Origin of the sequence: Herbidospora galbida, assembly GCF_005233835.1 — a bacterium.
GTDB classification, from domain to species: domain Bacteria; phylum Actinomycetota; class Actinomycetes; order Streptosporangiales; family Streptosporangiaceae; genus Herbidospora; species Herbidospora galbida.
In genome coordinates, this window is sequence record NZ_SZQA01000006.1 from 219,860 (window position 1) to 246,845 (window position 26,986).

A 26,986-nucleotide genomic window follows, 5' to 3' on the forward strand; every position below is an offset into this window, starting at 1 on the left:
TCCCGAACCCTACCTATCCTCGTTGACATGTCTCTATTGGAACGTCTACCTTCGACATGTCACTACTGGAATGTCAGAGGAGCGCGACATGGCGAAGACGTACCTGGAAGGGCAACTCGCACCGGTCCCCGACGAGATCGAGGCGTTCGACCTGCCGATCACCGGCACCCTGCCACCCGAGCTGACCGGCCGCTACTTCCGCAACGGCCCCAACCCGCTGCCGGGCCAGGATCCCGGTCACTGGTTCACCGGGCCGGGCATGATCCACGGCGTCCGGCTCCGCGACGGCCGGGCCGAGTGGTACCGCAACCGGTGGGTCAAGACCAAGAAGGGCGTCTACGTCGACGACCAGGGCAACTTCGACCTGGCGGTGGTCCCGGCCAACACCAACGTGATCCGGCACAACGACCGCGTCTACGCCCTGGTCGAGGCCGGACTGCCCTACGAGATGTCACCCGAGCTCGACACGATCGGCCCGGTCGACTTCGGCGGCAGGCTCACCACCGCGATGACGGCCCACCCGAAGGAAGACCCGATCACCGGCGAGCTGTTCGCCTTCGGCTACGGCTTCTTCGCGCCCTACCTGACCTACCACCGCCTGTCGAAGGACGGCGTCCTGGTCGAGAGCCGCGAGATTCCGGTTCCCGGGCCGACCATGATGCACGACTTCGCGATCACCGAGAACTACGTGGTCTGGCTCGACCTGCCCGTCGTGTTCGACCTCGACCTGGCGTTCAAGGGCGAGGGCATGCCCTACCGCTGGGACGACCACTACGGCGCCCGCATCGGCTACATGCGCAAGACGGGCGGCCCGGTGACCTGGGTCGACGTCGACCCCTGCTACGTCTTCCACGTCGGCAACGCCCGCGAGGACGCGGCCGGGAACATCGTCGTCGACGCGGTCCGCTACTCACCCGGAACCTTCACCGGCATGTGGGGACACATCAGCGGCAGCCCGAACCCCGTCCACGAGGTGATCGGGTCGCGCCTCCACCGCTGGACCATCTCCGGCGCCACCGCCAGGGAGGAGCAGCTCGACGACCGCACCGTCGAGTTCCCGACGATCAACGACGCCCACACCGGGCTGCCCGGCCGCTACGTCTACGCGGCGGGAGGCGGGGAGATCGTCAAGTACGACCTGACCTCCGGCGCCGTCCGGGTCCACGAGGCGAACGGGCCGGGAGAGGCCGTCTTCGTACCCCGGGGCACCGCCGAGGACGACGGCTGGCTGGTCTCCCTCGTCTTCACCGACCAGGGCTCCGACCTGCTGGTCCTCGACGCCCAAGACCTCGGCCACGTCGCCTCGGTCCACCTCCCGCGCCGGGTGCCGCGCGGCTTCCACGGCCACTGGCTGGCCGACTAGGCCTCCCGGCGGGCCTTCGCCCGGCGTTTGCCCTCGTGCATCGCCTGCACCCGGGCCACCGGGATCGTGTGGCCGTGCTCGATCAGCTCGGCGGGCAGGGTCTGCGGCTCGGGCATCAGGGCCGCCCACAGGTCGTCGTCGGGGAGCGGCGTCCTGATGGTGAAGTCCTGAGGCGTGACCGATTCCAGGTCCTCCCAGGCCACGGGGTGGGAGACCGGCACCTCGGGTCTGATCCGGGGCGAGTAGGCCGCGACGATCGTCGCGCCCCCGGCGCGGGTCGAGTCGAGGAAGACCTTCCCCTCGCGGTCTTCGCGGATGAACGCGGTCGTCGCGATCTCGGGCCCCAGCTTCTCTGCCCGGACCGCCAGGGCGCGGGTGGCGGCGGCCACGTCCTCGAACGACGGGGCGCCGGCCAGCGGCACCAGGATGTGGACGCCCTTCGAGCCGCTCGTCTTCACGGCCGCCTCTAGGCCGGTGTCGGCCAGCGCCTGGCGTACCAGCGCGGCGGCCTTCACCACCACGTCGAAGCCCGCGCCCTCGGGCGGGTCGAGGTCGAGGACCAGATGGGTCTGGTGGACGTCGTCCGACGACCGGTAGAGCTGCGCGTGGTATTCGACCGCGCGCTGGTTGCCGAACCAGAGCAGGGTGCGCCGGTCGTCGCAGACCGGATAGTGCACCTCGCGCTTGGACGCCTCGGCCCAGATCTCCTCGGTGCGGATCCAGTCGGGGGCGTACTTGGGCAGGTTCTTCTGCATGAAGGGCGGCTGGCCGGGCCTGACCCGCATGACCGACAGCGGCCGGTCACGCAGGCCGGGCAGCATCCGCGCCGAGACGGCGTCGAGGTAGTCGATCAGGTCGCGCTTCGTCGCGTTCGCGCCGTCGAAGAGCTGGACGTCGAGGTTGGTCAGCTCGACGCCGTCACGTTTCTCGCCCTTGGCCATCCGTCAACACTAGGTCGTCGCGCGCGTCCGTTTCGAGCAGCACCTCCCGGTAGTGCGTGAGAAGTTCCGCGCAGACGGCGTTCCAGGTCCGGTCTTCGACCGACGCCCGCGCCGCCTCGCCCATCCGCCGCCGCAGGTCGGCGTCGGCGACCAGCCGTTCGACCGCGCCGCGCATCGCGGCGGGCTCGTCGGCCTTGTAGAGCAGTCCGGTACGGCCGTCGCGAACCAGGTCGAGCGGCCCGCCCGCAGCCGCCGCCACCACCGGAACCCCGGAGGCGAGGGCCTCCTGGACCGCCTGGGAGAAGGTCTCGTTGCCGCCCGGGTGCACGAACACGTCGAACGAGGCGACCAGTTCGTGCAGCGCCGAGCCGGTCTTGAGCCCGGTGAAGACGGCGCGCGGGATGAGCTTCCCGAGCGCCTCCCTGGCCGGTCCGTCGCCGACGACCACGAGTCTCACGCCCGGGATGTCGGCGACCCCGGCCAGCAGGTGCACCCGCTTGTCGGCGGCGACCCGGCCGACGTACCCGACGACGACCTCGCCGCCGGGCGCCAGCTCTTCGCGCAGGGCGTCGGAGCGCCGGCCGGGATGGAACCCGGTCAGGTCGACGCCGCGGCCCCAGCGGGCCAGCCGGGGGATGCCGTTGGCGCGCAGCTCGTTCAGCGTCGCGCTCGACGGGGCCAGGGTGCGGGCGGCCGCCCCGTGGATGGCGCGCAGGCGCCGCCAGATGAACGGACCGGCGACGCGCAGGCCGTACTGGCGGGCGAAGCCCACCAGGTCGGTCTGGAACACCGCGACGACGGGGATGCCGAGGCGGCTCGCGGCCCGGATCCCGGACGCGCCGAGCACCGCCGGGGAGGCGAGATGGATGATGTCCGGCCGGAACCGCCGCAGCGTGCGCAGCACCAGGCGGCTCGGCAGCCCGGCGCGGAAGTCACGGTAGAAGGGCAGGGCGAGGGCCGGCGTGGCCACGACGGGGAACCCCGCGTAGCTGGCCGGCCCAGGGTCGGGAGCAATGACGAGCGCCTCGTGGCCGTTGGCGGCGAGGTGGTCGAGCAGGCGGCAGACGGAGTTCGTCACCCCGTTGACCTGGGGCAGGAACGATTCGGAGATGACGGCGACCCTCATGTCGAGTGCACCTTCAGGAATCCGGCCACCGAGGCGGCCCAGCTGAAGCGTTCGGCGCGTCGCCGCGCCAGATCCCGGCGGTCGTCGCGGCCGAGCAGATCCTGCACGGCGTCGGCGTACGCCCCGGGATGACCGAAGACGCATCTCCCCGCAGGGCCGATGACCTCTCCGAGGGCGCTGCGCCGATCGGCCACCACCGGGGTCCCGGAGGCCAGCGCCTCCAGTGCGGCCAGGCCGAACGTCTCGGCGGGGCCCGGGGCGAGGGCGACGTCGGCGGTCGCCAGCAGAGCGGCGAGACCGGCCCGGTCGGTGAGATGACCGAGGAACCTGACCGGCAGTCCCGCGGCCCGGCGTTCCAGCCGGGCCCGCAGCGGTCCCTCGCCCGCCACCGCGAGCACCGCGTTCACCCCGCGGCGCCGCAGCTCCGCGAGGGCGTCGACGGCCCGGTGGGGTCTCTTCTCGATCGACAGCCGGGAGCAGACGACCAGCAGCACCTGGTCGGGGCGGGCCAGCCGGTCGCGGGTGGCCTGATCGAAGTGGTCGGGGGCGAACCGGTCGAGGTCCACGCCCAGGGGGACATGGGTGATGTTCGGCGCGCCGATCCTGCGGAACTCGGCCGCCGCCCAGTTGGTCGTGCAGACGACGGTGTCGTACGCCCGCGCGGTGGCCCGGTTCAGCGGATCGGCGAGCGGCGGCAGCAGCGCGGCGAGGCTCTCGTGCGAGACCATGACCGACCCGACCCCGCGCTCCCGCGCCCAGCGCCCGGTCCACCGCAGCGTCGACCGGTCGGAGACCTCGATCCGGTCGGGCCTGATCTGTTCGAGCACGCGCCGGACCGCCCCGCGCGCAGTGATGACCTGATAGCCGCCGGTCCCCGGCACGATCCGCCCGGGCAGGGTGATGACCGGCCCCGACTCCGACTCCCGGACCGACGCGATCGACCCGGGCACGATGAGGAACGGCTCATGTCCCGCGGCGAGGTATCCCGCCCCGAGCTCGGCCAGTGCGGTGCGCAGCCCACCAGAGGTCGCGGTGACGAAGTTGGCGAGCCGCACGATCTTCACGGCTGGAGTGTGGCAACCGAGAGTAAATCACCCGAAAAGGCCGAATGACCGCAGCGAGGCTAAACGCCGGGTTTCTGGGCGAGCTGATCGAGCGCCGCCGCCATGTGCTTGACGTGGTCGTCGGTGAGCTCGTCGGGTGACATGCCGCCGGCGTCGAGCTTGTCGACGAGGGTCTGCTTCGTGACCACGACGACGGCGTGGTGAGCGTGCTCCTGGCTGACGATGCGCACCCTCCCGTCGTCGACGACCAGCGCGGCGTCGGGAATCTCGGAGGCGAGCAGGGACCGGATGTCGTGGGGCTCAACCATGGCCATGATCCGATTTGTGCCCGTACGGGGGATGGATGAACACGCGACCCCATCCGAACACTGGATTGTTCTTGACAAGAAAAGTTGTCGGTGAAAAGCTATGGCTACCGGCCCCCGCCAAGGGGACCAACCCTCCAAGGAGCAGACATGCGGAAGATCATCTCGGGCCTCTTCATCTCCCTCGACGGCGTCGTGGAGGCCCCCGACCAGTGGCACTTCCCCTACTTCAACGACGAGATGGGCGAAGCGGTCAGCGGCACCGTCGCCAACGCCGACGCCGTCCTGTTCGGCCGCCGGACCTTCACCGACTTCCAGAGCTACTGGCCCTCCCAGGGCCCGGAGGTGCCGTTCTCCAGCTTCATCAACAACGTCCGCAAGTACGTCGTGTCCGACACCCTGACCGAGACCACCTGGGCCGACTCGTCGATCATCTCCGGCGACGTGGCGGCGCAGATCCGCGACCTGAAGGCCGCCGAGGGCAAGGACATCTCGATCACCGGCAGCGGCACCCTGGTCATGTGGCTGCTGCGGCAGGGCCTGCTCGACGAACTGCGGCTGCTGGTCCACCCGATCATCGTGGGCGAGGGCAAGAAGCGCCTCTTCGACGACGGCGAGCGGCTGGGGCTGGAACTGGTCGACCTGAAGGTCTTCAAGAACGGCGTGACCCACCAGATCTACGCCAGGGCCGACATCCCCGAGAACCCGATGGGCTTCTGAGACGCAGACCGGGCGACCTCGGAGATCGCTAAGTTACGAGGGTGCCGACCGGCTTACGGGAGCTGTCGACCTCCCCTTGGCGTGATCCGACGTTCTGGTGGTGGATCGCCGTCATGACCGCGGTCCAGCCCGCCCTCTACTCCGTGACGTTCGAGTTCCTGCAGTGGGCGCCCGGATACGACGTCGTCCCCATCGCCTGCCCCTCGACCATGGTCGACGAACCGACGTCGACCGACCGCGTCGAGTGGTTCGCCCGGGGAATCGGCGACGACCTCACCCGCGCCCTGCCACTGCTCTTCCTGCTCCCGATCCTGGGCCTGCGGAAGACCGGCACCGACGAGGCCCACCTGCGGGCCGCCCGCTGGGCCTTCGTCGTGGCACTCACCGCCGTCGCCCTCGTGTCACTGGACCTTAACCCGGTCCCGCTCGACGAGTGCACCATGCGCCAGTTCGGCCTCACGCCCCGGTCGATGAGCCTGACAGCCCTTCTCACCTGGGCGCAGAGCCCGATCCTGCCTCTCCTCGTGGCCGGCGCGGTCGCCGCGCAGGCCCGGCCCGGGTGGTCGGTCGTGGCTCTGCCGCTGGCCGCCGTACTCGTCATCGCCGCCCTGCCGATCGTCAAGGACCGCGCCGCCAAGATCTATCTGGGCCCCGCCCTCACGGCCGACGGAACTCATCGGTACGCCCTCCTGAACTCCTACGCGGAGCCGAAGAACTGGAGCGACGGCACCGGCGAGCTCTATGTCGTCGACCTGACGACCGGCCGCATCTCCGACGTGGTGTGGCCACCGAGATCGCTCGACTCGGCGACGTTCACCGCCGTCACCCGCGACCGCGAGGCCGGCCACTACGTCACGGCCGTCCTCGGCCCTCGGGGCCGGAGTTCCCGCCTGCACCGCCTCACCGTGAACGCCGACGGAAAGGCCATGCTGCGCGAGAGCCTCACACCACCGCTCGCGGGCATCGTCGCGGGCGTGGCCGTCTCGGGCACGGGCCGGGTGGCCTACGGCAGAGCGGTCGACGTCAACGGCGTCCGCCGATACTTCACGGGCGCGATCGGCCCCAAAGGCGAACGGCCGAGCGAAGCCCCGGACGTCCTGACGCGGACCTCTCCGACCGAGATCATCCTGCCCGACGGCCGCCACCTCGCGGTGCACACCACCTCCCCGACGCGGACGATCGGAGTGCACCGCGGCGACAGAAAACTCGCCACGATCCTCACAGCCGGGAACCGCATCATGTCGATGGCCTTGGACGCGACCGGCACGGCCCTCCTGGTCGGGATGGAGAATCCGCAGCCCCTGCTCGACTCCTCCCACAGCCCCGACTACCAGATCGTGCGCGTGGACCTGCGGGCCTTGAACGAGAACCCCGAGGCGGCGGGAGACCTGAACCTCCCGCGACACGTGGTCTGGGAGGGCCGAGAGCCGCCGGCCGACCTGGCCTGGTAACCAGCCGCGATCGCGGCCTGACACCACCCAAGGGCAGAACCACGAACGCCCCGTCCACATAACGCCGTGCCCCGGGGAGGGGAGTGCCTCGCCGGCACCCATGGCGACGCGACCTGAAGCGAACTCAAAGCGGCACCACTCGAAACGCCGCAACCCGGAACCCGCACGACCCGAACCGGCACACCCAGAACCGGGCACCCCGAAACGGCGCGATCCTTAACGGCCGGTTGCCGCCGCCCGCCAGCCGGCCCCGGACGGCGGGCGGTGCCGACCAGGCGGAGCCGTAACGGAAAGGACTGAGTGCCGCGGCCCCGGAGACAGGGCGACGAACCGCGCGAGCTGCGCAGACCGACGCGCAAGCAGAGCGCCACGAAACGGGCGAACGGCGATCAAGGGAGGCCGCGTGATGTGGGCCAACGGCCATCGAGAGACCTCGGCGAGTGGCCTGGCGGCGGGTCGGCCCCGAGTTTGACGCCGCCGCCAGGTCACGCCTCTACGCCGGTAACAGCGTCTGGTTCCCGAAGTTCCCCGGTAGCCGTTCGTCGGCGGGACCCTGGGTCACCGCGCGGACCAGCAGCTCACCCCCCACGAAGGCTCCCCGCCACGACTGGCCGAAGCCGCCGAACAGTTCCTCCCGGTCACCGCGCGACCGGGGCGCGTTGTGGCCGACCTTGAACGCCCGCACCTCCGACGCGAGCCGCGACGCGGTTCGGGTGTCGTCGCACGAGATGGTCGCCACCAGCGCTCCGTTGCTGGCGTTCATCGCCGCCAGCAGTTCGGCCTCGGTGTCGACGAGCACCACCGTGTCGACGGGACCGAACGGTTCGGCGTGGAACAGCGGTGACGAGCGGGGCGGGGTGAGGATCGCCACCGGGGCCATGTAGGCCGAGATGTCCTGCCCTGGCAGGAACCGCCCGTCATCCAGCGCTCCCCGGAACAGTGGCACGCCGCCCTTGGATATCGCCTCGTCGACCTGGTCGGCCAGGTCTTTCACCTTGGCGTTGTTGATCAACGGCCCGAAGTCGAGCTCCGGCAGCGGGTCGTCGGGCGACTCGACGGCGAGGGGGTGGCCGAACCGCACTCCCTGCACGGCGGGCAGGTAGGCGGCCAGGAAGTGGTCGAAGGCCGACCGCTGCACGATGAACCGCGGGTAGGCGGTGCAGCGCTGCTTGGCGTAGTCGTAGGTCTTGCGGATCTGGCCGGTTAGGGTGGACCAGTCGCTGTATTCCCAGACCCCCCAGCAGTTGAGGCCCTCCTGTTCGAGGATGTGCCGCCGCCCGAGGTCGGCCAGCGACGTGGCGACTTGGCCGCCGGTGTCGCGGCCGCCGACGAAGGACACGCAGCCGATCTCCTGGCCGCGCACCAGCACCCGCGACAGCTCCGACCCGCTGCCCGACACGAGGGTCAGCGGCAGGCCCTCGCGGACCGCGAGGGCCGTCGCCAGGGTGAGGCAGGCCAGGCCGCCGTCGGTGGGGGTCTTGGCGATGGCCCCGTTGCCGGCCAGGACCTGCACCAGCATGGCGTGCATCAGCACGCTCATCGGGTAGTTCCAGCTGGCGATGTTGGAGACCGGACCGGCCAGGGGGACGCGGCCGTCGGTCATGCGGGCGATCTCGCCGACATACCAGCGGACGCCCTCGATGCACCGGTCGACGTCGGCGGTCGCGAGCTTCCACGGTTTGCCGATCTCCCAGACCAGCAGGAGCGACAGCAGGTCGCGGTGGGCCTCCATCGCGTCGAGCGCGGCCGTCACCCGGGCGGCGCGTTCGGCCACGGGGGTGTGCCGCCAGCGGCGGTGTTCGTCGACGGCCGCGTGGACGGCCCGCGCCGCCGCCGAGCGGTCGAGGCGGGGCGGGCCGGCGATGGTCGTGCCGTCGATCGGGGTGACGGCGGGGGTGGTGCGGCCGTCGCGGTGCCAGATGCCTCCCCAGTGGTTGAGCACCCGGTCGTCGTTGAACGCCTCGGGGGCCAGGTCGACACAGCGGCCGTAGGCGTCGGACCAGGCCGTGCCCGGCTTGAGCATGAGCGGCATGTCTGTCGTCCTCTCAGTCGGACCGGCCGGGGCCGGGCTTGAGCGTGGGCGGCATGGCTGTCGTCCCTCTCAGTCGGACCAGTCGATGTCTTCGGCCAGCACGGGCAGCGGCTCGAACTCCTTGATGGCGTCGAGCGAAGGGCCCATCGCGGCGTTGGCCTCGCGTTCGACCATGACCTCGACCAGCACCGGAAGCCGTGACCGGTGGGCTTCGGCGGTGGCCCATTCGAGGGCGGACCGGATGTCGCCGGGCTCCTCGACCCGGCGGGCCTGGCAGCCGAAGGCCTCCATGGCCTTCACGTGGTCGATGCCGCCCTCGCCGTAGTGGAGGTCGACGGCGAAGTTCATGTCGTAGGGGATCTCGGCCTGCCGGATCAGCCCCAGATACTCGTTGTTGATCATGACGATGACGAACGGGATCTGGTATTGCGCGGCGACCGCGACCTCTTCCATCAGAAACTGGAAGGAGTAGTCGCCGACGACCACGACCACCTCGCGGTCGGGATGGGCGCACTTGACGCCCATCGCCGCCGGGACCTCCCAGCCCAGCGGCCCGGCCTGGCCGCAGACGAGATAGCGGCGCGGCAGGTAGGTCTTCTGGAACTGGCCCGACCAGATCTGGTAGAGCCCGATGGCGGTCACGAAGGTCGTGTCGGGGCCGTAGAACTCGTTGAGCTCCCGGAACACCCGCGGCGGCTTGATCGGCACCTCGTCGAAGTCGTCGCGGCGGGGCAGCGTTCGCCGCAGTTCGCCGACCCGGTTGGCCCACGCCGACGGGCGCCTGGCCTTGCCGCGTCGCTGCGCCTCGGCGGCCATCGCCGCCAGCGTCGGCCGGGCGTGCCCGACGACCCCGAGGTCGGGCTCGAAGACCCGGCCGATCTGGGTCGGCTCGATGTCGACGTGGATGAACTGGCGGCCCTTGCGGTAGACGTCGAGGTCGCCGGTGTGCCGGTCGCCGAAGCGGGCGCCGACCGCCAGCACCAGGTCGCTCTCGAGGAACGCCGCGTTGCCCCACCGGGTCTGGGTCTGGATGCCGGCCATGCCGGCGAACAGCGGGTGGTCTTCGGGGAAGGCGCCCTTGCCCATCAGGGTGACCTGGACCGGCACCTGCAGGTGCTCGGCCAGCTCCCGCAGCTCGGTCGAGGCGTCGGCGATGACGACGCCGCCGCCCGCGAGGATCAGCGGGCGCTCGGCGGCCGACAGCAGGTCGACCGCCGCCGCGACCGCCTTGGGTAACGGCTGCGGCACGTCGACGGGAAGCGGCGCGTCGAGCTCGGGGTCGTAGAGGCAGGTGCCGCGCTGGACGTCGATCGGCAGGTCGATCAGGACCGGCCCCGGCCGCCCCGACCGGGCGATGCGGAACGCCTCGCGGAACACCCACGCGGCCTGCGCCGGCTCCTTGAGCTGCACCGCCCACTTGGTCACCGGCTTGGCGATCTCGACGATGTCGACCGCCTGGAACGACTCCTGGTGGAGTTTGCTCTTCTGCGCCTGACCGGTGATGCAGATCATCGGAATCGAGTCGGCCATCGCCGTGTAGAGCCCGGTGATCATATTGGTGCCGGCCGGCCCGGAGGTGCCGATGCAGACGCCGACGTTCCCGGTGACCCGCGCCCAGCCGTCGGCGGCGTGGGTGCCGCCCTCTTCGTGGCGGACCGTGATGTGCTTGATCGAGCTGTGCTGCAGGGCCGCGTAGAGCGGCAGGATGGCCGCGCCCGGGATGCCGAAGACGGTGTCGACGCCTTCGCTCTCCATCACCGCGACGGCCGCCTCCATGCAGGGGATCCGCTTCACGAATTGATCCTTTCGATCACTTTCAGCAGGGCGGAGTGGTCGAGCGCGCCATGGCCCTGGGCCCTGGCCGCCGCGATGAGCTGGGCGACCAGCGCGGTCATCGGCAGCGCGATGCCGGCCTCGCGGGCGGCTGCGGTGGCGATGCCCATGTCTTTGTGGTGCAGGTCGATGCGGAACCCCGGCTGGAAGCTGCGCTCGATCATGGAGTGGCGCTTGAGCTCCAGGATCCGCGACCCGGCCAGACCGCCCGCCAGCACGTCGAGGCCGGCCTTCGGATCGACGCCCGACGCCTCCAGCAGCACGATCGCCTCGGCGACCAGGGCGTAGACGCCGCCGACCACGAGCTGGTTGGCGGCCTTGACGGTCTGCCCCGCCCCGGCGGGCCCGACGTGGACGATCGTGGTCCCGAGCACCCGCAGGATCTCCCGGGCCGACTCGACGTCTTCGGCCCGGCCCCCGATCATGATCGACAGGGTGCCGTCGACGGCGCCCTTCTCCCCGCCGCTGACGGGCGCGTCGATGGCGTGTACGCCCTTCACCACCGCCGCCTGCGCGACCCGGCGCGAGGTCTCGGGACGGATGGTGCTCATGTCGATCAGGAGCAGCCCGGCGGGGGCGTGTTCGAGGACCCCGCCCTCACCGAAGACGACCTCCTCGACCTGCGGGGAGTCGGGCAGCATCGTGATCACCACGTGGGCCTGCGCGACCGCCTCGCCGATGCTCGCCGCGGCCTTGCCGCCGAGCTCGGCCAGTTCGTCGAGCCGGGTGGTGCTGACGTCGTAGCCGACCACGGTGTGCCCGGCCCGGACGAGGTTGGCGGCCATGGGCGTGCCCATGATGCCGAGGCCGATGAAGCCGATGTTCATCCGTTCCTCCAGGCGAAACTGTCGGCGCTCGGGCCGACCGGACGGTATTCCAGGCCCACGTGGCCGTCGTAGCCGGTGGCGGCCAGCCGCGCGAAGATCCGGTCGTAGGGCATGGCGCCGGTGCCCGGCTGCCCCCGCCCCGGATCGTCGGCGATCTGCACGTGACCGAACCGCTCCCACTGGCGGCCGATCAGATCGAGGACGTCTTCTCCCATGCGGTGCAGGTGGTAGAGGTCGGCCAGGAACCCGACGTTGGCCACGCCGACCTGGTCGAGCAGCCGGAACGCCTCTTCGGACGAGACGATCGGATAGTGGGGGCTCTCGTAGGAGTTGAGCGCCTCGACCAGCACCATCGCGCCGGCCTGGTCGGCCACCTCGGCGGCGTAGAGCAGGTTCTCCACCGCGATCGCCCGGTGGACCTCGACGGACACGTCGGGTTCGGCGTTGCCGTAGAGCGCGTTCAGCCGACGGCACCCGAGCGACTCGGCCAGCCCGGCCGCGACCTCGACGTTGGCCCGGAACCGCGCCGACCCGCCCGGGGAGGAGACCAGCCCACGGTCGCCCTCGGCCATGTTGCCGGCGTCGAAGTTGAGCCCGACGAGCCGCACCCCGGCGTCGTTGATCGCCGTCCGCAACCGGTCGAGTTCGAGCTCGGACGGCTGCGGACCGTCGAACGGCCACCACAGCTCGACGGCGTCGAACCCGGCCTTCGCCGCGGCCTCGAACCGTTCGAGCGGCGGCAGCTCGGTGAACAGGATCGACAGGTTGACGTCGAACCGGAGCCCGCTCATGCGGCCTCCAGCAGCGCCCGCATGAGCCGGGCCGTCTCGCTGGGGGTGCGGCCGACGCTGACGCCGACCTTCTCCAGGGCCTCTTTCTTGGCCTGGGCGGTGCCGGCCGAGCCGGAGATGATCGCGCCCGCGTGGCCCATCGTCTTGCCCTCGGGCGCGGTGAACCCGGCGACGTAGGCGACGACCGGCTTGGTGACGTGCTTCTCGATGTAGGCGGCGGCCCGTTCTTCGGCGTCGCCGCCGATCTCGCCGATCATGACGATGGCGTCGGTGTCGGGGTCGTCTTGGAACGCCTTGAGGCAGTCGATGTGGGTGGTGCCGATGACCGGGTCGCCGCCGATTCCCACAGCTGTGGAGAACCCGATGTCGCGCAGCTCGTACATCAGCTGATAGGTGAGGGTGCCCGACTTGGACACCAGGCCGATGCGCCCCGGCGCGGTGATGTCGGCCGGGATGATCCCGGCGTTGGAGGCGCCGGGCGAGATCAGGCCGGGGCAGTTGGGCCCGATGATCCGGGTCGTGCTCTGCCCGGCCAGGGTCAGGAACTCGAGACTGTCGTGGACGGGCACGCCTTCGGTGATCACCACGCACAGCCCGATCCCGGCGTCGACCGCCTCCAGGACCGCGCCCTTGGTGAACCGGGGCGGCACGAACACCACCGACACGTCGGCGCCGGTCGAATCCATCGCCTCGGCGACCGACGAGAACACCGGGATGCCCTGGTGGACCTGCCCGCCCTTGCCCGGCGTCACCCCGGCCACGACGTTGGTGCCCGCCGTGACCATGCGGGCGGTGTGCCTGCCGCCTTCGGCGCCGGTCATGCCCTGCACGACGACGCGGCTGTCCTTGCTCAGGAAGATCGACATTCTGGGGGTCTCCTCACGCGGCCGCGTTGGCCAGCCTGGCCGCCTCTTCGGCGGCGCCGTCCATGGTCGGGACCTGCCGGACGGCGGGGTGTGCGGCCTGATCGAGGATCCGGCGGCCCGCCTCGGCGTTGTTGCCGTCGAGCCGCACCACGATCGGGTGGGTCGCACCCTGCTCGCCGAGCGTGGCGAGGGCGGCCACGATGCCGTCGGCCACCGCGTCGCAGGCGGTGATCCCGCCGAACACGTTGACCAGCACCGATTTCACGTCGGGGTCGGACAGGATGACGCCGAGGCCGTCGGCCATGACCTGGGCGGAGGCGCCGCCGCCGATGTCGAGGAAGTTGGCGGGCTTGGCGCCGGCCTGCGCGACGACGTCGAGGGTGCTCATGACGAGCCCCGCGCCGTTGCCGATCACGCCGACGGACCCGTCGAGCTTGACGTAGTTGAGCCCCTTGGCCTTGGCCCGGCTCTCGAGGTCGTCGCCGCCCACGGTGTCGTCGGCGGGGCGTTCATGGCGGTAGTCGGCGTTCTCGTCGAGCGTGACCTTGCCGTCGAGGGCGAGCACGCGGCCGTCGGCGGTGCGGGCCAGCGGGTTGACCTCGACGAGCACGGCGTCTTCGCCCGCCATGACCTTCCATAACCCGACGAGGATGTCGGCCGCCTCGCCGGCGACGTCGGCGGGCAGGCCCGCCTCGGTGACGATGAAGGTCGCCGTCTCGTGGTCGACCCCGCGCAGCGGATCGATCGGCACCTTGACCAGCGCGCCCGGATCGGTGACCGCCAGCTCCTCGATCTCCATGCCGCCCGAGGCCGAGCACATCGCCAGGAACGACCCGGCCGCGCGATCGACCAGGAAGGCCGCGTAGTACTCCTCGGCCGGCACGTTCGCCACCTCGACGAGGACACGCCGGGTCAGGTGACCCTTGATGTCCATCCCGAGGATCGCTCGCGCGGCGTCTTCCGCCGCGGCCGGGCCGGGAGCGGGCTTGATGCCGCCGGCCTTGCCGCGACCGCCCGTCTTCACCTGGGCCTTGACCACGACCGGCCCGGCCAGCTCGGCGGCTATGGCGCGCGCCTCCTCAGGCGTCGCCGCCACCGCCCCCTCGGGGACGGGAACGCCGTAGCGCGCGAACAGCTCCTTCGCCTGGTGCTCGAACAGGTCCATGGGGCCTCCCTCAACGCATCTTGTAGACGGTATACCGTATGGAGTCGAGGTCGTAAACCCCTCTCGACAAGAGGCGATGCTTGGGATATTCCATACGGTATGCAGGATACAGAGGAAGTCAGAGACTGGCGCGGACGGCTCTATCAGGTGGGCCCAGCAGCCCCACAGATCACCGGGCGTCCCAGGTCAGCGATGCTGTGGCCCGCCATGGCGGCCATGGCGGCGGTCGGGCCGATGCAATACGGCTACGCCGCCCTCGCCCCGTCGATCGCCCGCGCCCACGGCGTCTCCCCCGCCGAGGTCCTGCTTCCTCTGGCGGTCTGGCTCACCTGCCAGGCCGCGGTCGCGCTGCCCGCGACCCGCCTGCTCTCGCGCGGGGTCGTCGGCGTCCGCGTCGCCCTCTGGCTGGGCGCCCTTCTCTGCGCCCTGGCGATCCCGTCGCTGACCGCTCCGGGCATCCCGCTGCTGGTGGGTTACGGCCTGCTCGGCGGCACCGGGGCGGGACTCGTCTACGCCGCCTGCACCGAGACCATCGCCCGCTGGCATCCCGAACGCCCGGGCGTGCGGGTCGCCTTCGTGACCGGCGCCTACTCGTGCAGCGCGCTTCCGCTCGCGTTCGACCTGCGCTTATGGCCCGTCATGGCCGGCTTCGGGCTGGCCGCCATCGCTTGGGCCGCGGCCGTCCTCCGCACCCCGCCCGCCAACTGGTGGCCCCCCGAGATCGACCCGCGCGCGTGGGCCCTCGACCGGCGGGTCCTCCACCGCCAGCCACGCGCCGCCCGCCAGTTCTCGCTGGGCGAGGCGGTCCGCACCCCCACGCTGGTCGTGCTGACCGTGATCCTCGTCGGGGCCGGCGCGGTCGCGATCTTCGACGTGATCGCCCTGGCGTTCCTGGGCCCCACGCCGCCGTGGCTCGCCCTGGCCGTTCTGCTGGCCGTCACCGGCGCCGGCCGGGCGGCGGCGGTCCCCCTGGCCGAGCGCTTCGGCCGCGTGCGGGTGCTGGCGTCGGCCCTGGCGCTGCTGGCGCTGGCCCAGGGCCTGCTGGCCGTCGCCGCCGCCGTGGCCGCGGCCTCCATGGTCGCGGTGGTGGCCGCGGTCCCGGCGGGCCTGGGCGGCGGCGCGATCTATCCGCTCATCGCGGCGCTCGTACGGGAGTACTTCGGCGAAGACCGCGTTCACGGGATCCACGGGCTGGTCTACACGGCCAAGGCCATCGCGGGCCCGGCCGGAGTGGGCCTCGCGATCGTCGCCCTGCCCGGCCTGGCGGCCGGCGCGGGGGCGCCCGTCTTCGTGGCGGCGACCCTCATCGCCGCCACGACAGCCCTGCTCTGCACCACCCTGCGACGGCCGGGGGTCCCCGCCACCCTTCCCGCGCCGTCGATTTAAGCGCGAAGACGAATTCCGGAAACGCTGCAGGCCGATGTGAGCGATGTCACGGCCAGCCATAATGTCAAGAATGTATGCTGTAGGCAGTCGACGACAAACATTTTGAGTGGTCGTTCCCAGGAGTTGAGAAACCCGATGCTGGCCAACCAGGGCTCCACCGCGAAGATCGTTCGTCCCACAACCCTGCGGGAGAGCGTTTTGGAGAGGATCCTCGAGCTCATCATCATCGGCAGCTTGAAGCCGGGTCAGCACCTGGTCGAGAACGAACTTGCCGACAATCTCGGCGTCTCCCGCCAGCCGGTCAGAGAGGCCCTTCAGTTGCTGAGCGGCGAAGGCTGGGTCGACCTGCGGCCCGGTCACGGCGCCTATGTCCACTCCCCCACGGTCGAGGAAGCCGACCAGCTCCTCGCCGTCCGCACGCTGCTGGAAGCGGAGTCGGCCCGCCTGGCCGCCCGTAACCCAGACAAGACCGACATCTCCGACCTGCGCGACATCTGCAACCGCGGCCTGGCCGCCTGCGTGGCCGACGACGTCGACGCCGCCGTCGCCGCCAACAGCGAGCTCCACACCGCCGTGGTGAACATGTCGGGCAACCGCGTCCTGGCCGACCTGACCTCACAGGTGGCCCGCCGGGTGCGCTGGTATCACACCCCCGTGGCCCGCCACCGTGGCCGGGCCTCGTGGGAGGAGCACGCGGCCCTGATCGACGCGATCGAGGCGGGCGACGAGGACGTCGCCGCCGACATCATGCGCCGCCACACCGAGCACACGCGTCAGTCCTATCTGGAGTCCCGCGCCCAGCATCCGGTGGAGGAGCCCCCGGCTCCCATCCGCCGCCGCCGGCCGCGCACGGTATCCGGCTGAACCAGTCCGGGGAAGGGGCGCACCGCGGGTCCGTCCGTTCAACGCGCCCATCTGAGCCTGGCGATGGGATGAAGAGCGCCTGAAAGAAATCGTCGCGCGAATTTCAGGCGAAGCATTTTCACCGGCACGGAGTGATCCGTTGCCGTGCCCTGGCAATGCCCATATCCGGGAAGCCCCGGAAACACCGCGGTGTTTCCACGCGTGAAACCCGGCCCTAATGCCCGGCCGGGAAACTTGGCAGGGGCTTCCCATACGGAAACCCGCCCAGGTGTTCCACACCACCGCACGATGTCACCGGCCACGACGTCCCCGACCATCGATTCGGGAGAACGAAGGGCCGCGACCCCCAAGACCCGCCGGCGGGCCCACCAGAGGGCAGCCGGCGCCCCCGATACCCCGGGACCTTCCCGGGTAGTGGAGACAGTCCCGAAGGAGGTGTATTCGCATGAAGTCGTTCTTCGAGAAGCTGCGCGCCTTCGAGGGCCCGCTGGGCGCCTCGGCCGACGGCCGCCCGATCGGGCTGGGCCTCGCCACCGCGCTGCGGAAGGCGCGTTCCGCCGATGGCGTCGAGAGTCACGTTCGCCAGTGGGCCACCGAGCCCGTCAAGGCCGAACAGCGCTGACCCGCCCCCTGCCTCCGGCGTCGGACTGACGCGTGCGATCCACGCCGAAGTCCGACGTCATCCGGGGGCGGCCAACCCGATAACCCAACACCGATCGGAACGGCCCCCGTGGGAGGGAACCCACGGAGGCCGAGTGAAGCCGGGTCAGCTGTCGATGTCGGCCTTCTGGCGGTCCTCCTCGCCCGCGTCGTCCTTCGGAGCCGGGGGCGCGGCCGCCGCGCGGCGGTCGTCCATGCGGGTCTTGATCAGGCTGGCGATGGTCGTCACGATCAGGGTTCCGATGATCACGCCGAGGCTGACCGCGATCGGCACCTCGGGCGCCCACGAGACGCCGTCGTGGTGCAGGGCCTCCATGATCAGTTTCACGCCGATGAAGGCGAGCACGACCGACAGGCCCTTGCTCAGGTAGACGAGCCGGTCGAGCAGGCCCCCGATCAGGAAGAACAGTTGCCGCAGGCCCATCAGCGCGAACGCGTTGGCGGTGAACACGATGTAGGGCTCGCGGGTCAGGCCGAAGATGGCCGGGATCGAGTCGAGGGCGAACAACAGGTCGGTGGTGCCGATGGCCACCATGACGATCAGCATCGGGGTCACCACGCGGCGGCCGTCGATGCGGGCGGTCATCGCGGCGCCCTGGTACTTGTCCGTCGAGGGCAGGACCCGGCGGACGGTACGCAGGGCGATGTTCTCGGAGAACTCGGCCTCTTCCTCCTCGTGGCCGATCAGCTTCCACGCCGTGTAGATCAGGAAGGCGCCGAAGATGTAGAACAGCCAGTCGAACCGGGAGATCGCGCCGGCGCCGGCGGCGATGAAGCCGCCCCGCATGACCAGGGCGATGATGATGCCGATCAGCAGGACCTTCTGTCGATACTGCCGTGGCACCTGGAACCGGCTCATGATGATGAGGAAGACGAACAGATTGTCGACGCTCAGTGAGTATTCGGTGATCCACCCGGCGAAGAACTCTCCGCCGTGGTCGCCGCCCCACAGGACCCAGAGGCCGATGCCGAACACGACGGCCAGGCCCACGTAGAACAGGACCCAGCTGACGCACTCGCGGAAAGACGGTTCATGCGGGTTGCGTGCGACCAGCCAGAAGTCGAACGCGAGCACGAGGGCGAATCCCGCGACCGTGGCCACCCAGACCCAGGCGGGAAGGTTCATCGGACTCCTTTCGTCTGGCCCTTTCCACGTGCCTTCCGGTTGCGGCGTTGGTGGTCAAGGGCCTCGGCGTGCTCGATATAGCGCTGAAGCAGGGTACGCGCCACGGGGTTGCGTCCTGCCAACCGGATCAGCCAATGGGGCATGAGCCGTTCGTGGAGCCAGACGAAACCGATGGCGAAACCCAGGCTGACCAGCGCCTGATAGGCGAGGAAGCCCGCCACGCCGCCCGCGAGGACGACCTGGCCGTCGAGGATGAGTCCGGTGCTGACCTCCTGGGTCAGCCGTGAGAGCGGGAAGGCCAGCAGCCAGAACAGCCCCGCGGGTGCGAACAGACCCGGGCGGAACGGGCCGCCGAGCCCGCACAGCGTGCTGAAGAGGCCGCCGAGCAGGCCCAGCGGGAGGGCGAGCGTGAGCGCCGAGACGGCGGCCCAGCCGACGGGCTGCCCTGCGATGAGGGTCAGCCCGCCGGCCATGGCGCCGCCGACGGCTCCGATCGCGAAGCCGGGGAGGGCGAGCTCCGCGGCCTGCCGGATGGAGGGTCGGTCGGGCGCCATGTCAGCCGACCACGACGCCGTAGGCGAAGAGGCTGTAGAGGAGCATGCCGAGGTAGAACACGGCGCCGAAGCCGATGATCAGGTTCGACCACCACTTGGGGCGGATCGGTTTCGGCAGCATGCGGTTGTTGACCAGGAGCAGTGTCACGCAGTAGGCGCCCATGGCGAACGTCGACAGGAACGCCAGCGTGTCGAGGATGCCGCTCGGTCCGTCGGCCGGGCCGAACAGCAGGATCAGGATGCCGAACGCGATGACGCCCCACAGGAAGGCCGCGTAGAGGTGCGACATGCGCATCTTCTTGGCGCCCTTGACGAAGTGGTAGGTCATGTCGGCCTGGCCGCGCGAGAACGAGTCGAACAGGCCGAGGGTCGCGTTGAGGCCGATGAGCGAGATGAAGCCGAGGAAGATGACGCCCAGCACCGAGCTGCCCGCCGAGGCGAACGAGTCGGCCATGGCCGACAGGGCGGCCTCACGCTCACCGTTCGCGATGATCTCCTTGACGCCCGGCGTCTGCCGCGTCGCCGCCTGCGCGATCACCGTGAACGAGATGGTGACCAGCATGGTGACGCCCCAGAAGAGCAGTAACGCGTCGAAGGTGACCCAGCGGCGCCAGCCGCGCCACTTCTTCATCTCCTCGGGGTTCTCGGTGTCGAACATGAAGCCCCGCGCGGGCATCTGCTCTTCTTCGCCGGCGTGCCGCAGGCCGCGGATCTGCGGGATGTGCGCGCCCATGCCGGCGCCGGAGTCACGCAGGTGCAGGGTGTACCACATCTGCTGCATTCCGGACGGCCCGGCGAAGGCGATCGATCCCACGATCACCGGGAACCACGCGGCCGTCAGCGCCCCGTCGGGGATGTAGCCGATGGCGAACATGCCGGTGACGGTGCTGGTGACGTCGCCCCAGGTGCCGACCATCGCGGCGACGATCGCGGTGCCGATCACCAGCGCCCCGATCAGGATCGACAGCAGGCTTTCGAGCAGGCTGTAGATGACCTTGGCGAGGCTGAACACCACCCCGACCAGGAGCAGGCCGCATACCGCGGTCACTGTCCATGGGATGCCGGTTATCTCCTCGAACGCCGCCGCGCCCGCCGACAGGTGGCCCGGCCAGATGTAGACGGCTATGGCGACGACGAAGAAGAACCACATCAGCGGCTTGAAGACGCGCGCCGCGCCGAAGAAGATGCTCTCGCCGGTCGCCATGGCGTAGCGGGCCATCTCCAGCATGACGACGGCCTGCAGGGTCACGCCGACGAGGAACAGCCAGCGGATCTCCGGCCCGAACAGCAGCACCAACCGGGGCCACATGTACGACTCGCCCATGCCCACGCCGAGCGCGACGAGGAACACGGTGGGCCCGAGGATGTGCACCGACGGGGGCGCGTCGGGCAGGGTGCGGATGGGCATCGGCTCCAGCTTGCCCGCCCGCCACACTTTCTCTTCTTGTCCGGTGGCAGCCGTGGGTTCGGTCGCCGGTGTACTTGACGTGTCCACGTATGGACCTCCTCGGGAGTTGATTGGTCCCGCCTGTCCCCGATTCGCCCCCCTCTTGGGTCTCCGGTCCTGTCACCGGAGCGTCGTGCGCCGGCCCGCCGTGCTCAGGTGCGGCGGGCCGCCGCGGTGGTGGTGCGGGTGGTGCGTCAGCCGGGCATGAGTCCAGCCGCCCTCGCCCAGCGGTATTTCGCGCCGAGCACGGCCACGGGCTTCTCCGTGGTGTAGGGGTAGGCGACCACGCCGTGGTCGAAGAGGTATTCGCAGGCCTCTTCGACTTCGGTGTCACCGGCCAGTGAGGCGACGACCGGCTTGTGGTTGCCCTTGGCCCTTTCCTCGGCCACGACGCGCGCGACCAGTTCGGCGAAGACCATCGGGGGGGTGACGATGGTGTGCCAGTAACCGAGCACGAGCGCGTGGATCCGGGGGTCGGTGAGGCCCAGCCTGAGAGTGTTCTCGTAGGTCGAGGGCGGCTCGCCGCCCGTGATGTCGATCGGGTTGCCCGCCGCTCCGAACGGCGGGATGTAGGCGCGGAACGCCTCGTCGAGGTCGGGCGGGATCTCCATGAGAGTCAGCCCGTTGTCGACGCAGGCGTCGGAGAGGAGGACACCGGAGCCGCCCGCTCCGGTGATGATCACGACGTTCTCCCCCTGCGGAGTAGGCATGATCGGCAGGGATCGGGCGTATTCCAGCATGTCGTTGAGCCCGGGGGCACGGACCACACCGGCATGCCGGAGGATGTCGTCGTAGACCTTGTCGTCACCGGCGAGCGCGCCGGTGTGCGATCCGGCGGCCCTCGCGCCCATGGCGGTCCGGCCCGCCTTGAGCACGATCACCGGCTTCTCCTTGACGACCCGCTGAACGGCCTCGACGAAGCCGCGGCCGTCTTTGAGGTCTTCGAGGTGCATGGCGACGCACTTGGTGTTGTCGTCCTGCTCGAAGAAGGTGAGGAGGTCGTCTTCGTCGACGTCGGCCTTGTTGCCGACTCCGACGATCGCGGATACGCCCATCCGGGTGGTGCGGCTGAAGCCCAGGATCGCCATCCCGATGCCGCCGCTCTGTGAGGTCAGCGCGACGTTTCCTCGCACGTCGTAGGGGGTGCAGAAGGTCGCGCAGAGGTTCTCGGGGGTGTAGTAGTAGCCGTAGATGTTGGGGCCGAGCATGCGTACGCCGTGCTTGCGCGCGATCTCGACGATCTCCTGCTGGCCCTCGACGTTGCCGGTCTCGGCGAAGCCCGAGGGGATCATGATGGCGCCGGCGACGCCCTTCTCCCCCGCCGCCTCCAGGGCGGCAGGCACGAACGCGGCCGGGATGGCGAAGACCGCGACGTCGATCTCGCCGGGCACGTCGGCGATGCTCGGATAGGCGGGTAACCCGAGGATCTCGGAGGACTTCGGGTTGATCGGGTAGATGTTGCCCCGGAAGCCGCCGTTGATCAGGTTGCGCATGACCGAGTTGCCGATCTTCCCGGTCTCGCCGGAGGCGCCGATGACGGCGACGGCCCGCGGGTGGAAGATGCGGTTCATCTTGGCGAGGATCTCGTCGCGGGGAATGCGCGGGGTCTCCACCGGCGCTTCGGCCGACAGGATGATGCGCACGTCGGCGGCCACGGCGCCGTTCGCGGAGGCGAAGACGGGGTTGAGGTCGACCTCGGCGATCTCGGGGAAGTCGGCGACCAGCGCGCCGACGCGTTCGATCATGGTCGACAGAGCCGCCCGGTCGGCCGGTGCGGCTCCGCGGGCCCCACGCAGCACCTCGGCCGCCTTGATGTCGTCCAGCATCGCCAGGGAATCATGCACTGTTAGGGGGGCGAGCCGGAAGGTCACGTCCTTTAACACTTCGACCAACGTTCCGCCGAGGCCGAAGGCGACGACCTTGCCGAAGGTCGGGTCGGTCACCGCGCCGATGATCACCTCGTGGCCGCCGCCGACCATCTGCTGCACCTGGACGCCGTCGATGACGGCCCCGGCGTCGTAGGCCTGGGCGTTGGCGATGATCTGGTCGTAGCCGGCGCGTACGGCCTCGGCCGAGCCCACGCCCACCAGGACGCCGCCGGCCTCGGTCTTGTGCAGGATGTCCGGGGAAACGATCTTCAGCACCACCGGGAACCCGATCGAGGTGGCCAGCTCGACGGCGTGGTCGGCCGACGTCGCCAGGCCCTCACCGGGGGTGGCGATTCCGTAGGCGTCGCAGACGAGCTTGCCCTCGGGGGCGGTGAGCGCGGTGCGCCCTTCGGCCCGTGCCTTGTCCAGGATCTCCCGGACTTCTGCCGACATCTCAGATCACTCCGTTCGTCTTCAGCTCGGCCAGCTCGTCGGCCGTGACGCCGAGCCGCGTGTAGATCTCGTCGTTGTGCTCTCCGAGCAGCGGCGGCGTCGTGATGTCGACCGGGGAGGCGGAGAGCTGGAGGGGGCTGCCGACCGTCGTGAACTCCCCGCGCTCCGGGTGGGGGACGGTGACGACCGCGCCCTCGGCGCGCAGCGACTCGTCGTCGATGAGCTCGGCGGTGGACAGGATGGGCCCACAGGGCACGTTGGCCGCGTTGAGCCGGTCGAGGACGGTCCATTTGTCGTGCTGGCTCGACCACTCTTCGATCAGCTGGAACATCTTGTCGAGCTTGTTCAGCCGCGCCTCGGGGGTGGCCCACTCGGGGTCGTCGGCCAGCTCGGGGCGGCCGATGATCTCGGAGACGGGCTTCCAGCCGACCGGCTGGACGATGACGTAGATGTAGTCGTTGGGCCCGCCGGGCGCGCACCTGACCGCCCAGCCGGGCTGGCCGCCGCCAGAGGCGTTGCCCGACCGCGGCACCTCGGTGCCGAAGGTGCGGTTCGGGTATTCCTTGAGGGCGCCGTGGACCAGCCGCTGCTGGTCGCGCAGCTTGACCCGGCACAGGTTGAGCACGGCGTGCTGCATGGCGACCTGCACCCGCTGGCCCTGGCCGGTGGACTCGCGCTGGTAGAGCGCGGCCAGGATGCCGGCGACGGCGTGGACGCCGGTGCCTGAGTCGCCGATCTGCGCGCCGGTGGCCAGCGGCGGCCCGTCTTCGAACCCGGTGGTGGCCATCGAGCCGCCCATCGCCTGGGCGATGACCTCGTAGGCCTTGAACTTGGCGTACTTCCCGCCGCCGAAGCCCTTGATGGAGGCGTAGATGAGGCGGGGGTTGAGCTCCTGGAGCCGCTCCCAGGGGAAGCCCATGCGGTCGACCGCGCCGGGGCCGAAGTTCTCGACCAGGACGTCGGACTCCTGCACGAGCTTGACGAACAGCTCCTTGCCGCGCTCGCTCTTCATGTTCAGCGTGATGGAGCGCTTGTTGCAGTTGAGCATCGTGAAGTAGAGGCTGTCGACGCCGGGGACGTCACGCAGTTGGCTCCGGGTGATGTCGCCGGTGGGGGCCTCCAGCTTGACGACGTCGGCGCCGAGCCACGCGAGCAGCTGCGTCGCGGACGGGCCCGACTGCACATGGGTCATGTCGAGGACGCGGACGCCCTCCAAGGCCTTGGGCATGCCGCTCCCTACTTGTACATCGTCTGGTTCATGGTGCCGGGGGCGTAGACGTCGGGGTCGACCCACACGTTGATCAGCGCGGGCTTGCCCGACTCGCGGGCGCGCTCCAGCGCCGGGCGGATGTCGGCGGGGTCGCGGACCTCTTCGCCGTAGCCGCCGAGCATGCGGGCGAACTCGTCGTAGCGGACGTCGCCCAGGGTGTTGCCGACCCGGCCGCGGTCCTGCCCGTATTTGGCGGCCTGGCCGTAGCGGATCTGGTTCATCGACGAGTTGTTGCCGATGACGCCGATGAACGGCAGGTCGAAGCGGACCATCGTCTCGAAGTCCCACCCGGTGAGGGAGAAGGCGCCGTCGCCGAACAGGCACAGCACCTCCTTGTCGGGCTCGGCGTACTTGGCGGCCATCGCGAAGGCGACGCCGACGCCGAGGGTGCCGAGGGGGCCCGGGTCCATCCAGTGGCCGGGCGACTTGGGCTGCACGACCTGGCCGGAGAAGGTGACGATGTCGCCGCCGTCGCCGATGTAGATGGTGTCTTCGGTGATGAACTCGTTGATCTCGTGGACCAGCCGGTAGGGGTCGATCGGCGCGGCCGCCGAGAGCTGGCGCGGGAGCCGCTTCTCGAAGGCCTGGGTCTCGACCGCGCGCAGCTCCTCGATCCACTCCTTGCGCTTGGCCGCGCCGTTGTCGACCCGCCCGGAGGCGGCCTGCGCGGCGGCGGCCAGGATGAGCCCCGCGTCGCCCACGATGCCGAGGTCGATGTCGCGGTTCTTGCCGACCGTGCGGTAGTCGAGGTCGATCTGCACGACGTTGGCCGTGCTGGACAGGCGCTTGCCGTAGCCCATGCGGAAGTCGAACGGGGTGCCGACGATGATGATGAGGTCGGCCTCGTTGAACGCGTAGCGCCGCGACAGCTGGAAGTGGTGGGGGTCGCCGGGCGGGAGGGTGCCCCGGCCGCTGCCGTTCATGTAGGCGGGCACGTTGAGGGCGCGGACGAAGTCGATGGCGGCGTCGGTGCCGCGCGTCGTCCAGACCTGGCTGCCGAGGAGCACGCAGGGCTTCTCGGAGTGGACGAGCAGGTCGGCCAGGCGCTCGATCGCCTCGGGGTCGCCGGCCTGGCGGGTGGAGGCGCGGTAGCGGCCGGCCTGGGGGATGCGGGCCTTGGCCAACGGGACGCTGGCGTCGAGCACGTCGCGCGGGATCTCCAGGAACGACGGGCCGGGCGCGCCGTTGTAGCACTCGCGGAACGCCATCGACACGATGTCGGCCACCCGCTCGGTGGAGGGCACCGTCGCGGCGAACTTGGTGATCGGGGTCATCATGTCGACGTGGGGCAGGTCCTGCAGCGAGCCCATCTTGTGCTGGCTCAGGGCGCCCTGGCCGCCGATGAGCAACATCGGGCTCTCGGCGCGGAAGGCGTTGGCCACGCCCGTCACCGCGTCGGTGGTGCCGGGACCCGCGGTGACCACGGCGCAACCGGGCTTGCCGGTGATGCGCGCGTAGCCGTCGGCCGCGTGGGCGGCGACCTGCTCGTGGCGCACGTCGATCACGTCGATGCCCTCGTCGACACAGCCGTCGTAGATGTCGATGATGTGGCCGCCGCAGAGGGTGAAGATCACGTCGATCCCCTCCGCCTTGAGCGCCTTAGCGACCAGGTGACCACCGGAGATCTGGTCCGGGGCTGGTTCCGTCATCAGGGCCGTCCTCTCAAAGACGTTTCTGCTTTGCGTCTACGCCATACTGCATACCGTATGAGGAACATGGTTACCCCCGGGTTCCGAGGATGTCCATACCTTTCCGGCGGGTTACAAGATTTCGAACCGGTTACCGTGCGGGCAGCGCGAGGAGCTCCACCGGGCCGCCCTCCCAGCCGGGCGGGATCACGGCCAGGGCGTCGGCCATCGCCGCTCCCCGCAGCGACCCGGGCTGGTCATGGCCCACGGGGATCGCGCCGCGCGCCGATCTCCAGACGGGCACCAGGCGGGTGTCCCGCCATGGGCCCGCACCGGCCCTCTGACGGCGCTGAGCTCGCCTTCGGGCTCGGGCCGCCCGTTGAGCGCGCGCAGCACCGGCGTCAGCAGCGTCAGCGCCGCCGCCAGGGCGGCGAACGGATTGCCGGGCAGCCCGACCACCAGCCGCCCGCCCGGCAGCCGGGCGAGGGCCTGCGGATGGCCGGGCCGCACCGCGACGCCGTCGACCAGAACCGCCGCGCCGAGCCGGCCGAGCACCCCGCGCAGGTGATCGGCCGACCCCCTCGACGACGCGCCGCAGACCACGACGACGTCGGCCCCCGGTTCCCCGAGAGCGGCCTCCAGCACCTCGGCGCCGTCGGGCAGGTGGCGCGGCGGCAGCGTCTCTCCGTCGGCCGAGGCGATCAGCGGGGGCAGCATCGGCCCCACCGCGTCGCGCACGAACCCGGCCCCCGGAACCCCCGAGCTCACCATCTCGTCACCGGTGACCAGCACCGACACGACCGGCCGCGGCCGCACCCACAGGGTGTCGTGCCCGAGCCCGGCGGCCAGCCCGAGCACCGCGGGCGTGACCAGCGCCCCCGAGCTCAGCACGACCTCCCCCTCGGAGACGTTCTCCCCCCGCCGCCTGATGTGCCTGCCCGGCTCACAGTGCCCGCTGATCGCCGGCCCGGCCTGCTCGATCTGCTCGTACGTCACCACGCAGGCGGCCCCCTCGGGTACGGGCGCCCCCGTGGCGATCTCCACGGCCTCGCCCGGACCGAGCTCCCTCGGGAACGGCGTGCCCCCGGCGAGCACGTCGCCGACGACGTGCCACGGACCGGGGCCGGCGACCGCGTAGCCGTCCATCGCCGCGACGTCGGCGCCGGGCAGGGCCACCAGCGCGCGCAGCGCGGCGGCCAGCCGGCAGCCGTGGGCGGAGACCAGCGGGACCTCGGCCGCGACCAGC

23 protein-coding genes are annotated in these 26,986 nt (G+C 70.5%); 6 read left to right on the top strand and 17 right to left on the bottom strand.

Annotated features, from left to right (window positions below):
• The first annotated feature begins 88 nt into the window (after positions 1–88).
• On the top strand, positions 89–1,363 hold the full coding sequence (locus FDA94_RS09540; protein ID WP_281286550.1) for a carotenoid oxygenase family protein: 1,275 nt from the start codon (positions 89–91) through the stop codon (positions 1,361–1,363).
• Here FDA94_RS09540 and FDA94_RS09545 read toward each other — a convergent pair.
• The 4 genes from FDA94_RS09545 to FDA94_RS09560 are packed head-to-tail and all read right to left on the bottom strand — an operon-like array spanning position 1,360 to position 4,808.
• Positions 1,360–2,304, bottom strand: coding sequence for a DNA polymerase domain-containing protein (locus FDA94_RS09545; protein WP_137246676.1), 945 nt, complete (start codon positions 2,302–2,304; stop codon positions 1,360–1,362). The two genes, FDA94_RS09540 and FDA94_RS09545, sit on opposite strands and share 4 nt — an antisense overlap.
• Positions 2,282–3,430, bottom strand: a complete 1,149-nt coding sequence (locus tag FDA94_RS09550; protein WP_137246677.1) for a glycosyltransferase family 4 protein — start codon at positions 3,428–3,430, stop codon at positions 2,282–2,284. Before FDA94_RS09550 ends, FDA94_RS09545 begins: the two co-directional genes overlap by 23 nt.
• Positions 3,427–4,494 carry a glycosyltransferase gene (locus FDA94_RS09555; protein ID WP_137246678.1) on the bottom strand — a complete coding sequence of 356 codons (1,068 nt, stop codon included), beginning with the start codon at positions 4,492–4,494 and terminating at the stop codon, positions 3,427–3,429. Before FDA94_RS09555 ends, FDA94_RS09550 begins: the two co-directional genes overlap by 4 nt.
• 59 nt (positions 4,495–4,553) lie before the next feature.
• Positions 4,554–4,808 (bottom strand): hypothetical protein, encoded by a 255-nt coding sequence (locus FDA94_RS09560; RefSeq protein ID WP_137246679.1) that lies wholly within the window; start codon positions 4,806–4,808, stop codon positions 4,554–4,556.
• A gap of 141 nt (positions 4,809–4,949) precedes the next feature.
• Here FDA94_RS09560 and FDA94_RS09565 point away from each other — a divergent pair, with 141 nt between their 5' ends.
• Positions 4,950–5,519 carry a dihydrofolate reductase family protein gene (locus FDA94_RS09565; protein ID WP_137246680.1) on the top strand — a complete coding sequence of 190 codons (570 nt, stop codon included), beginning with the start codon at positions 4,950–4,952 and terminating at the stop codon, positions 5,517–5,519.
• Positions 5,520–5,560: 41 nt separating this feature from the next.
• Positions 5,561–6,970 (top strand): hypothetical protein, encoded by a 1,410-nt coding sequence (locus FDA94_RS09570; protein WP_137246681.1) that lies wholly within the window; start codon positions 5,561–5,563, stop codon positions 6,968–6,970.
• A gap of 493 nt (positions 6,971–7,463) precedes the next feature.
• Here the strand turns inward: FDA94_RS09570 and FDA94_RS09575 are convergent, their stop codons facing one another.
• From FDA94_RS09575 to sucC, 6 genes are all read right to left on the bottom strand, one after another.
• Positions 7,464–9,002 (bottom strand): aldehyde dehydrogenase family protein, encoded by a 1,539-nt coding sequence (locus FDA94_RS09575; protein ID WP_137246682.1) that lies wholly within the window; start codon positions 9,000–9,002, stop codon positions 7,464–7,466.
• Between the two features lie 69 nt (positions 9,003–9,071).
• Complete coding sequence (gene gcl, locus FDA94_RS09580; RefSeq protein WP_212735246.1) at positions 9,072–10,796, bottom strand: glyoxylate carboligase; 1,725 nt, start codon at positions 10,794–10,796, stop codon at positions 9,072–9,074.
• Positions 10,793–11,662 (bottom strand): 2-hydroxy-3-oxopropionate reductase, encoded by an 870-nt coding sequence (locus tag FDA94_RS09585; protein WP_137246683.1) that lies wholly within the window; start codon positions 11,660–11,662, stop codon positions 10,793–10,795. Before FDA94_RS09585 ends, gcl begins: the two co-directional genes overlap by 4 nt.
• Complete coding sequence (locus FDA94_RS09590; RefSeq protein WP_137246684.1) at positions 11,659–12,453, bottom strand: hydroxypyruvate isomerase family protein; 795 nt, start codon at positions 12,451–12,453, stop codon at positions 11,659–11,661. Before FDA94_RS09590 ends, FDA94_RS09585 begins: the two co-directional genes overlap by 4 nt.
• Positions 12,450–13,319, bottom strand: coding sequence for a succinate--CoA ligase subunit alpha (gene sucD / locus FDA94_RS09595; protein ID WP_137246685.1), 870 nt, complete (start codon positions 13,317–13,319; stop codon positions 12,450–12,452). The genes FDA94_RS09590 and sucD overlap by 4 nt, the downstream gene beginning before the upstream one ends.
• A gap of 13 nt (positions 13,320–13,332) precedes the next feature.
• Positions 13,333–14,484, bottom strand: a complete 1,152-nt coding sequence (sucC, locus tag FDA94_RS09600) for an ADP-forming succinate--CoA ligase subunit beta (RefSeq protein WP_137246686.1) — start codon at positions 14,482–14,484, stop codon at positions 13,333–13,335.
• A gap of 192 nt (positions 14,485–14,676) precedes the next feature.
• On the opposite strand from sucC, the gene FDA94_RS09605 reads away from it, so the two are divergent.
• The 3 genes from FDA94_RS09605 (at position 14,677) to FDA94_RS39070 (ending at position 17,356) form a co-directional block, all read left to right on the top strand.
• Entirely contained in the window at positions 14,677–15,870 is a 1,194-nt protein-coding gene (locus FDA94_RS09605; RefSeq protein ID WP_137246687.1) for an MFS transporter, read from the top strand.
• 135 nt (positions 15,871–16,005) lie between these two features.
• A complete protein-coding gene (locus tag FDA94_RS09610; RefSeq protein ID WP_137246688.1) occupies positions 16,006–16,734 on the top strand; it encodes a GntR family transcriptional regulator in 729 nt (242 codons plus the stop codon).
• 445 nt (positions 16,735–17,179) lie between these two features.
• Positions 17,180–17,356 carry a hypothetical protein gene (locus FDA94_RS39070; RefSeq protein ID WP_157554154.1) on the top strand — a complete coding sequence of 59 codons (177 nt, stop codon included), beginning with the start codon at positions 17,180–17,182 and terminating at the stop codon, positions 17,354–17,356.
• Positions 17,357–17,500: 144 nt separating this feature from the next.
• On the opposite strand, the gene FDA94_RS09615 is transcribed toward FDA94_RS39070, so the two are convergent.
• From FDA94_RS09615 to FDA94_RS09645, 7 genes are all read right to left on the bottom strand, one after another.
• Positions 17,501–18,520, bottom strand: coding sequence for a TerC family protein (locus FDA94_RS09615; RefSeq protein WP_137246689.1), 1,020 nt, complete (start codon positions 18,518–18,520; stop codon positions 17,501–17,503).
• Positions 18,517–19,074 (bottom strand): hypothetical protein, encoded by a 558-nt coding sequence (locus FDA94_RS09620; protein WP_137246690.1) that lies wholly within the window; start codon positions 19,072–19,074, stop codon positions 18,517–18,519. Before FDA94_RS09620 ends, FDA94_RS09615 begins: the two co-directional genes overlap by 4 nt.
• Position 19,075: 1 nt before the next feature.
• On the bottom strand, positions 19,076–20,482 hold the full coding sequence (locus tag FDA94_RS09625) for an Nramp family divalent metal transporter (RefSeq protein WP_137246691.1): 1,407 nt from the start codon (positions 20,480–20,482) through the stop codon (positions 19,076–19,078).
• Between the two features lie 233 nt (positions 20,483–20,715).
• Positions 20,716–22,842: an acetate--CoA ligase family protein gene (locus FDA94_RS09630; RefSeq protein ID WP_137246692.1), complete on the bottom strand. Its 2,127-nt coding sequence runs from the start codon at positions 22,840–22,842 to the stop codon at positions 20,716–20,718.
• Between the two features lies 1 nt (position 22,843).
• Complete coding sequence (gene frc / locus FDA94_RS09635; protein ID WP_137246693.1) at positions 22,844–24,070, bottom strand: formyl-CoA transferase; 1,227 nt, start codon at positions 24,068–24,070, stop codon at positions 22,844–22,846.
• An 8-nt stretch (positions 24,071–24,078) separates the two neighbouring features.
• On the bottom strand, positions 24,079–25,761 hold the full coding sequence (locus tag FDA94_RS09640) for a thiamine pyrophosphate-binding protein (protein ID WP_030454878.1): 1,683 nt from the start codon (positions 25,759–25,761) through the stop codon (positions 24,079–24,081).
• Positions 25,762–25,947: 186 nt separating this feature from the next.
• The coding region (locus tag FDA94_RS09645) for a molybdopterin molybdotransferase MoeA (RefSeq protein ID WP_342778456.1) at positions 25,948–26,986 on the bottom strand (1,039 nt) is incomplete at its 5' end.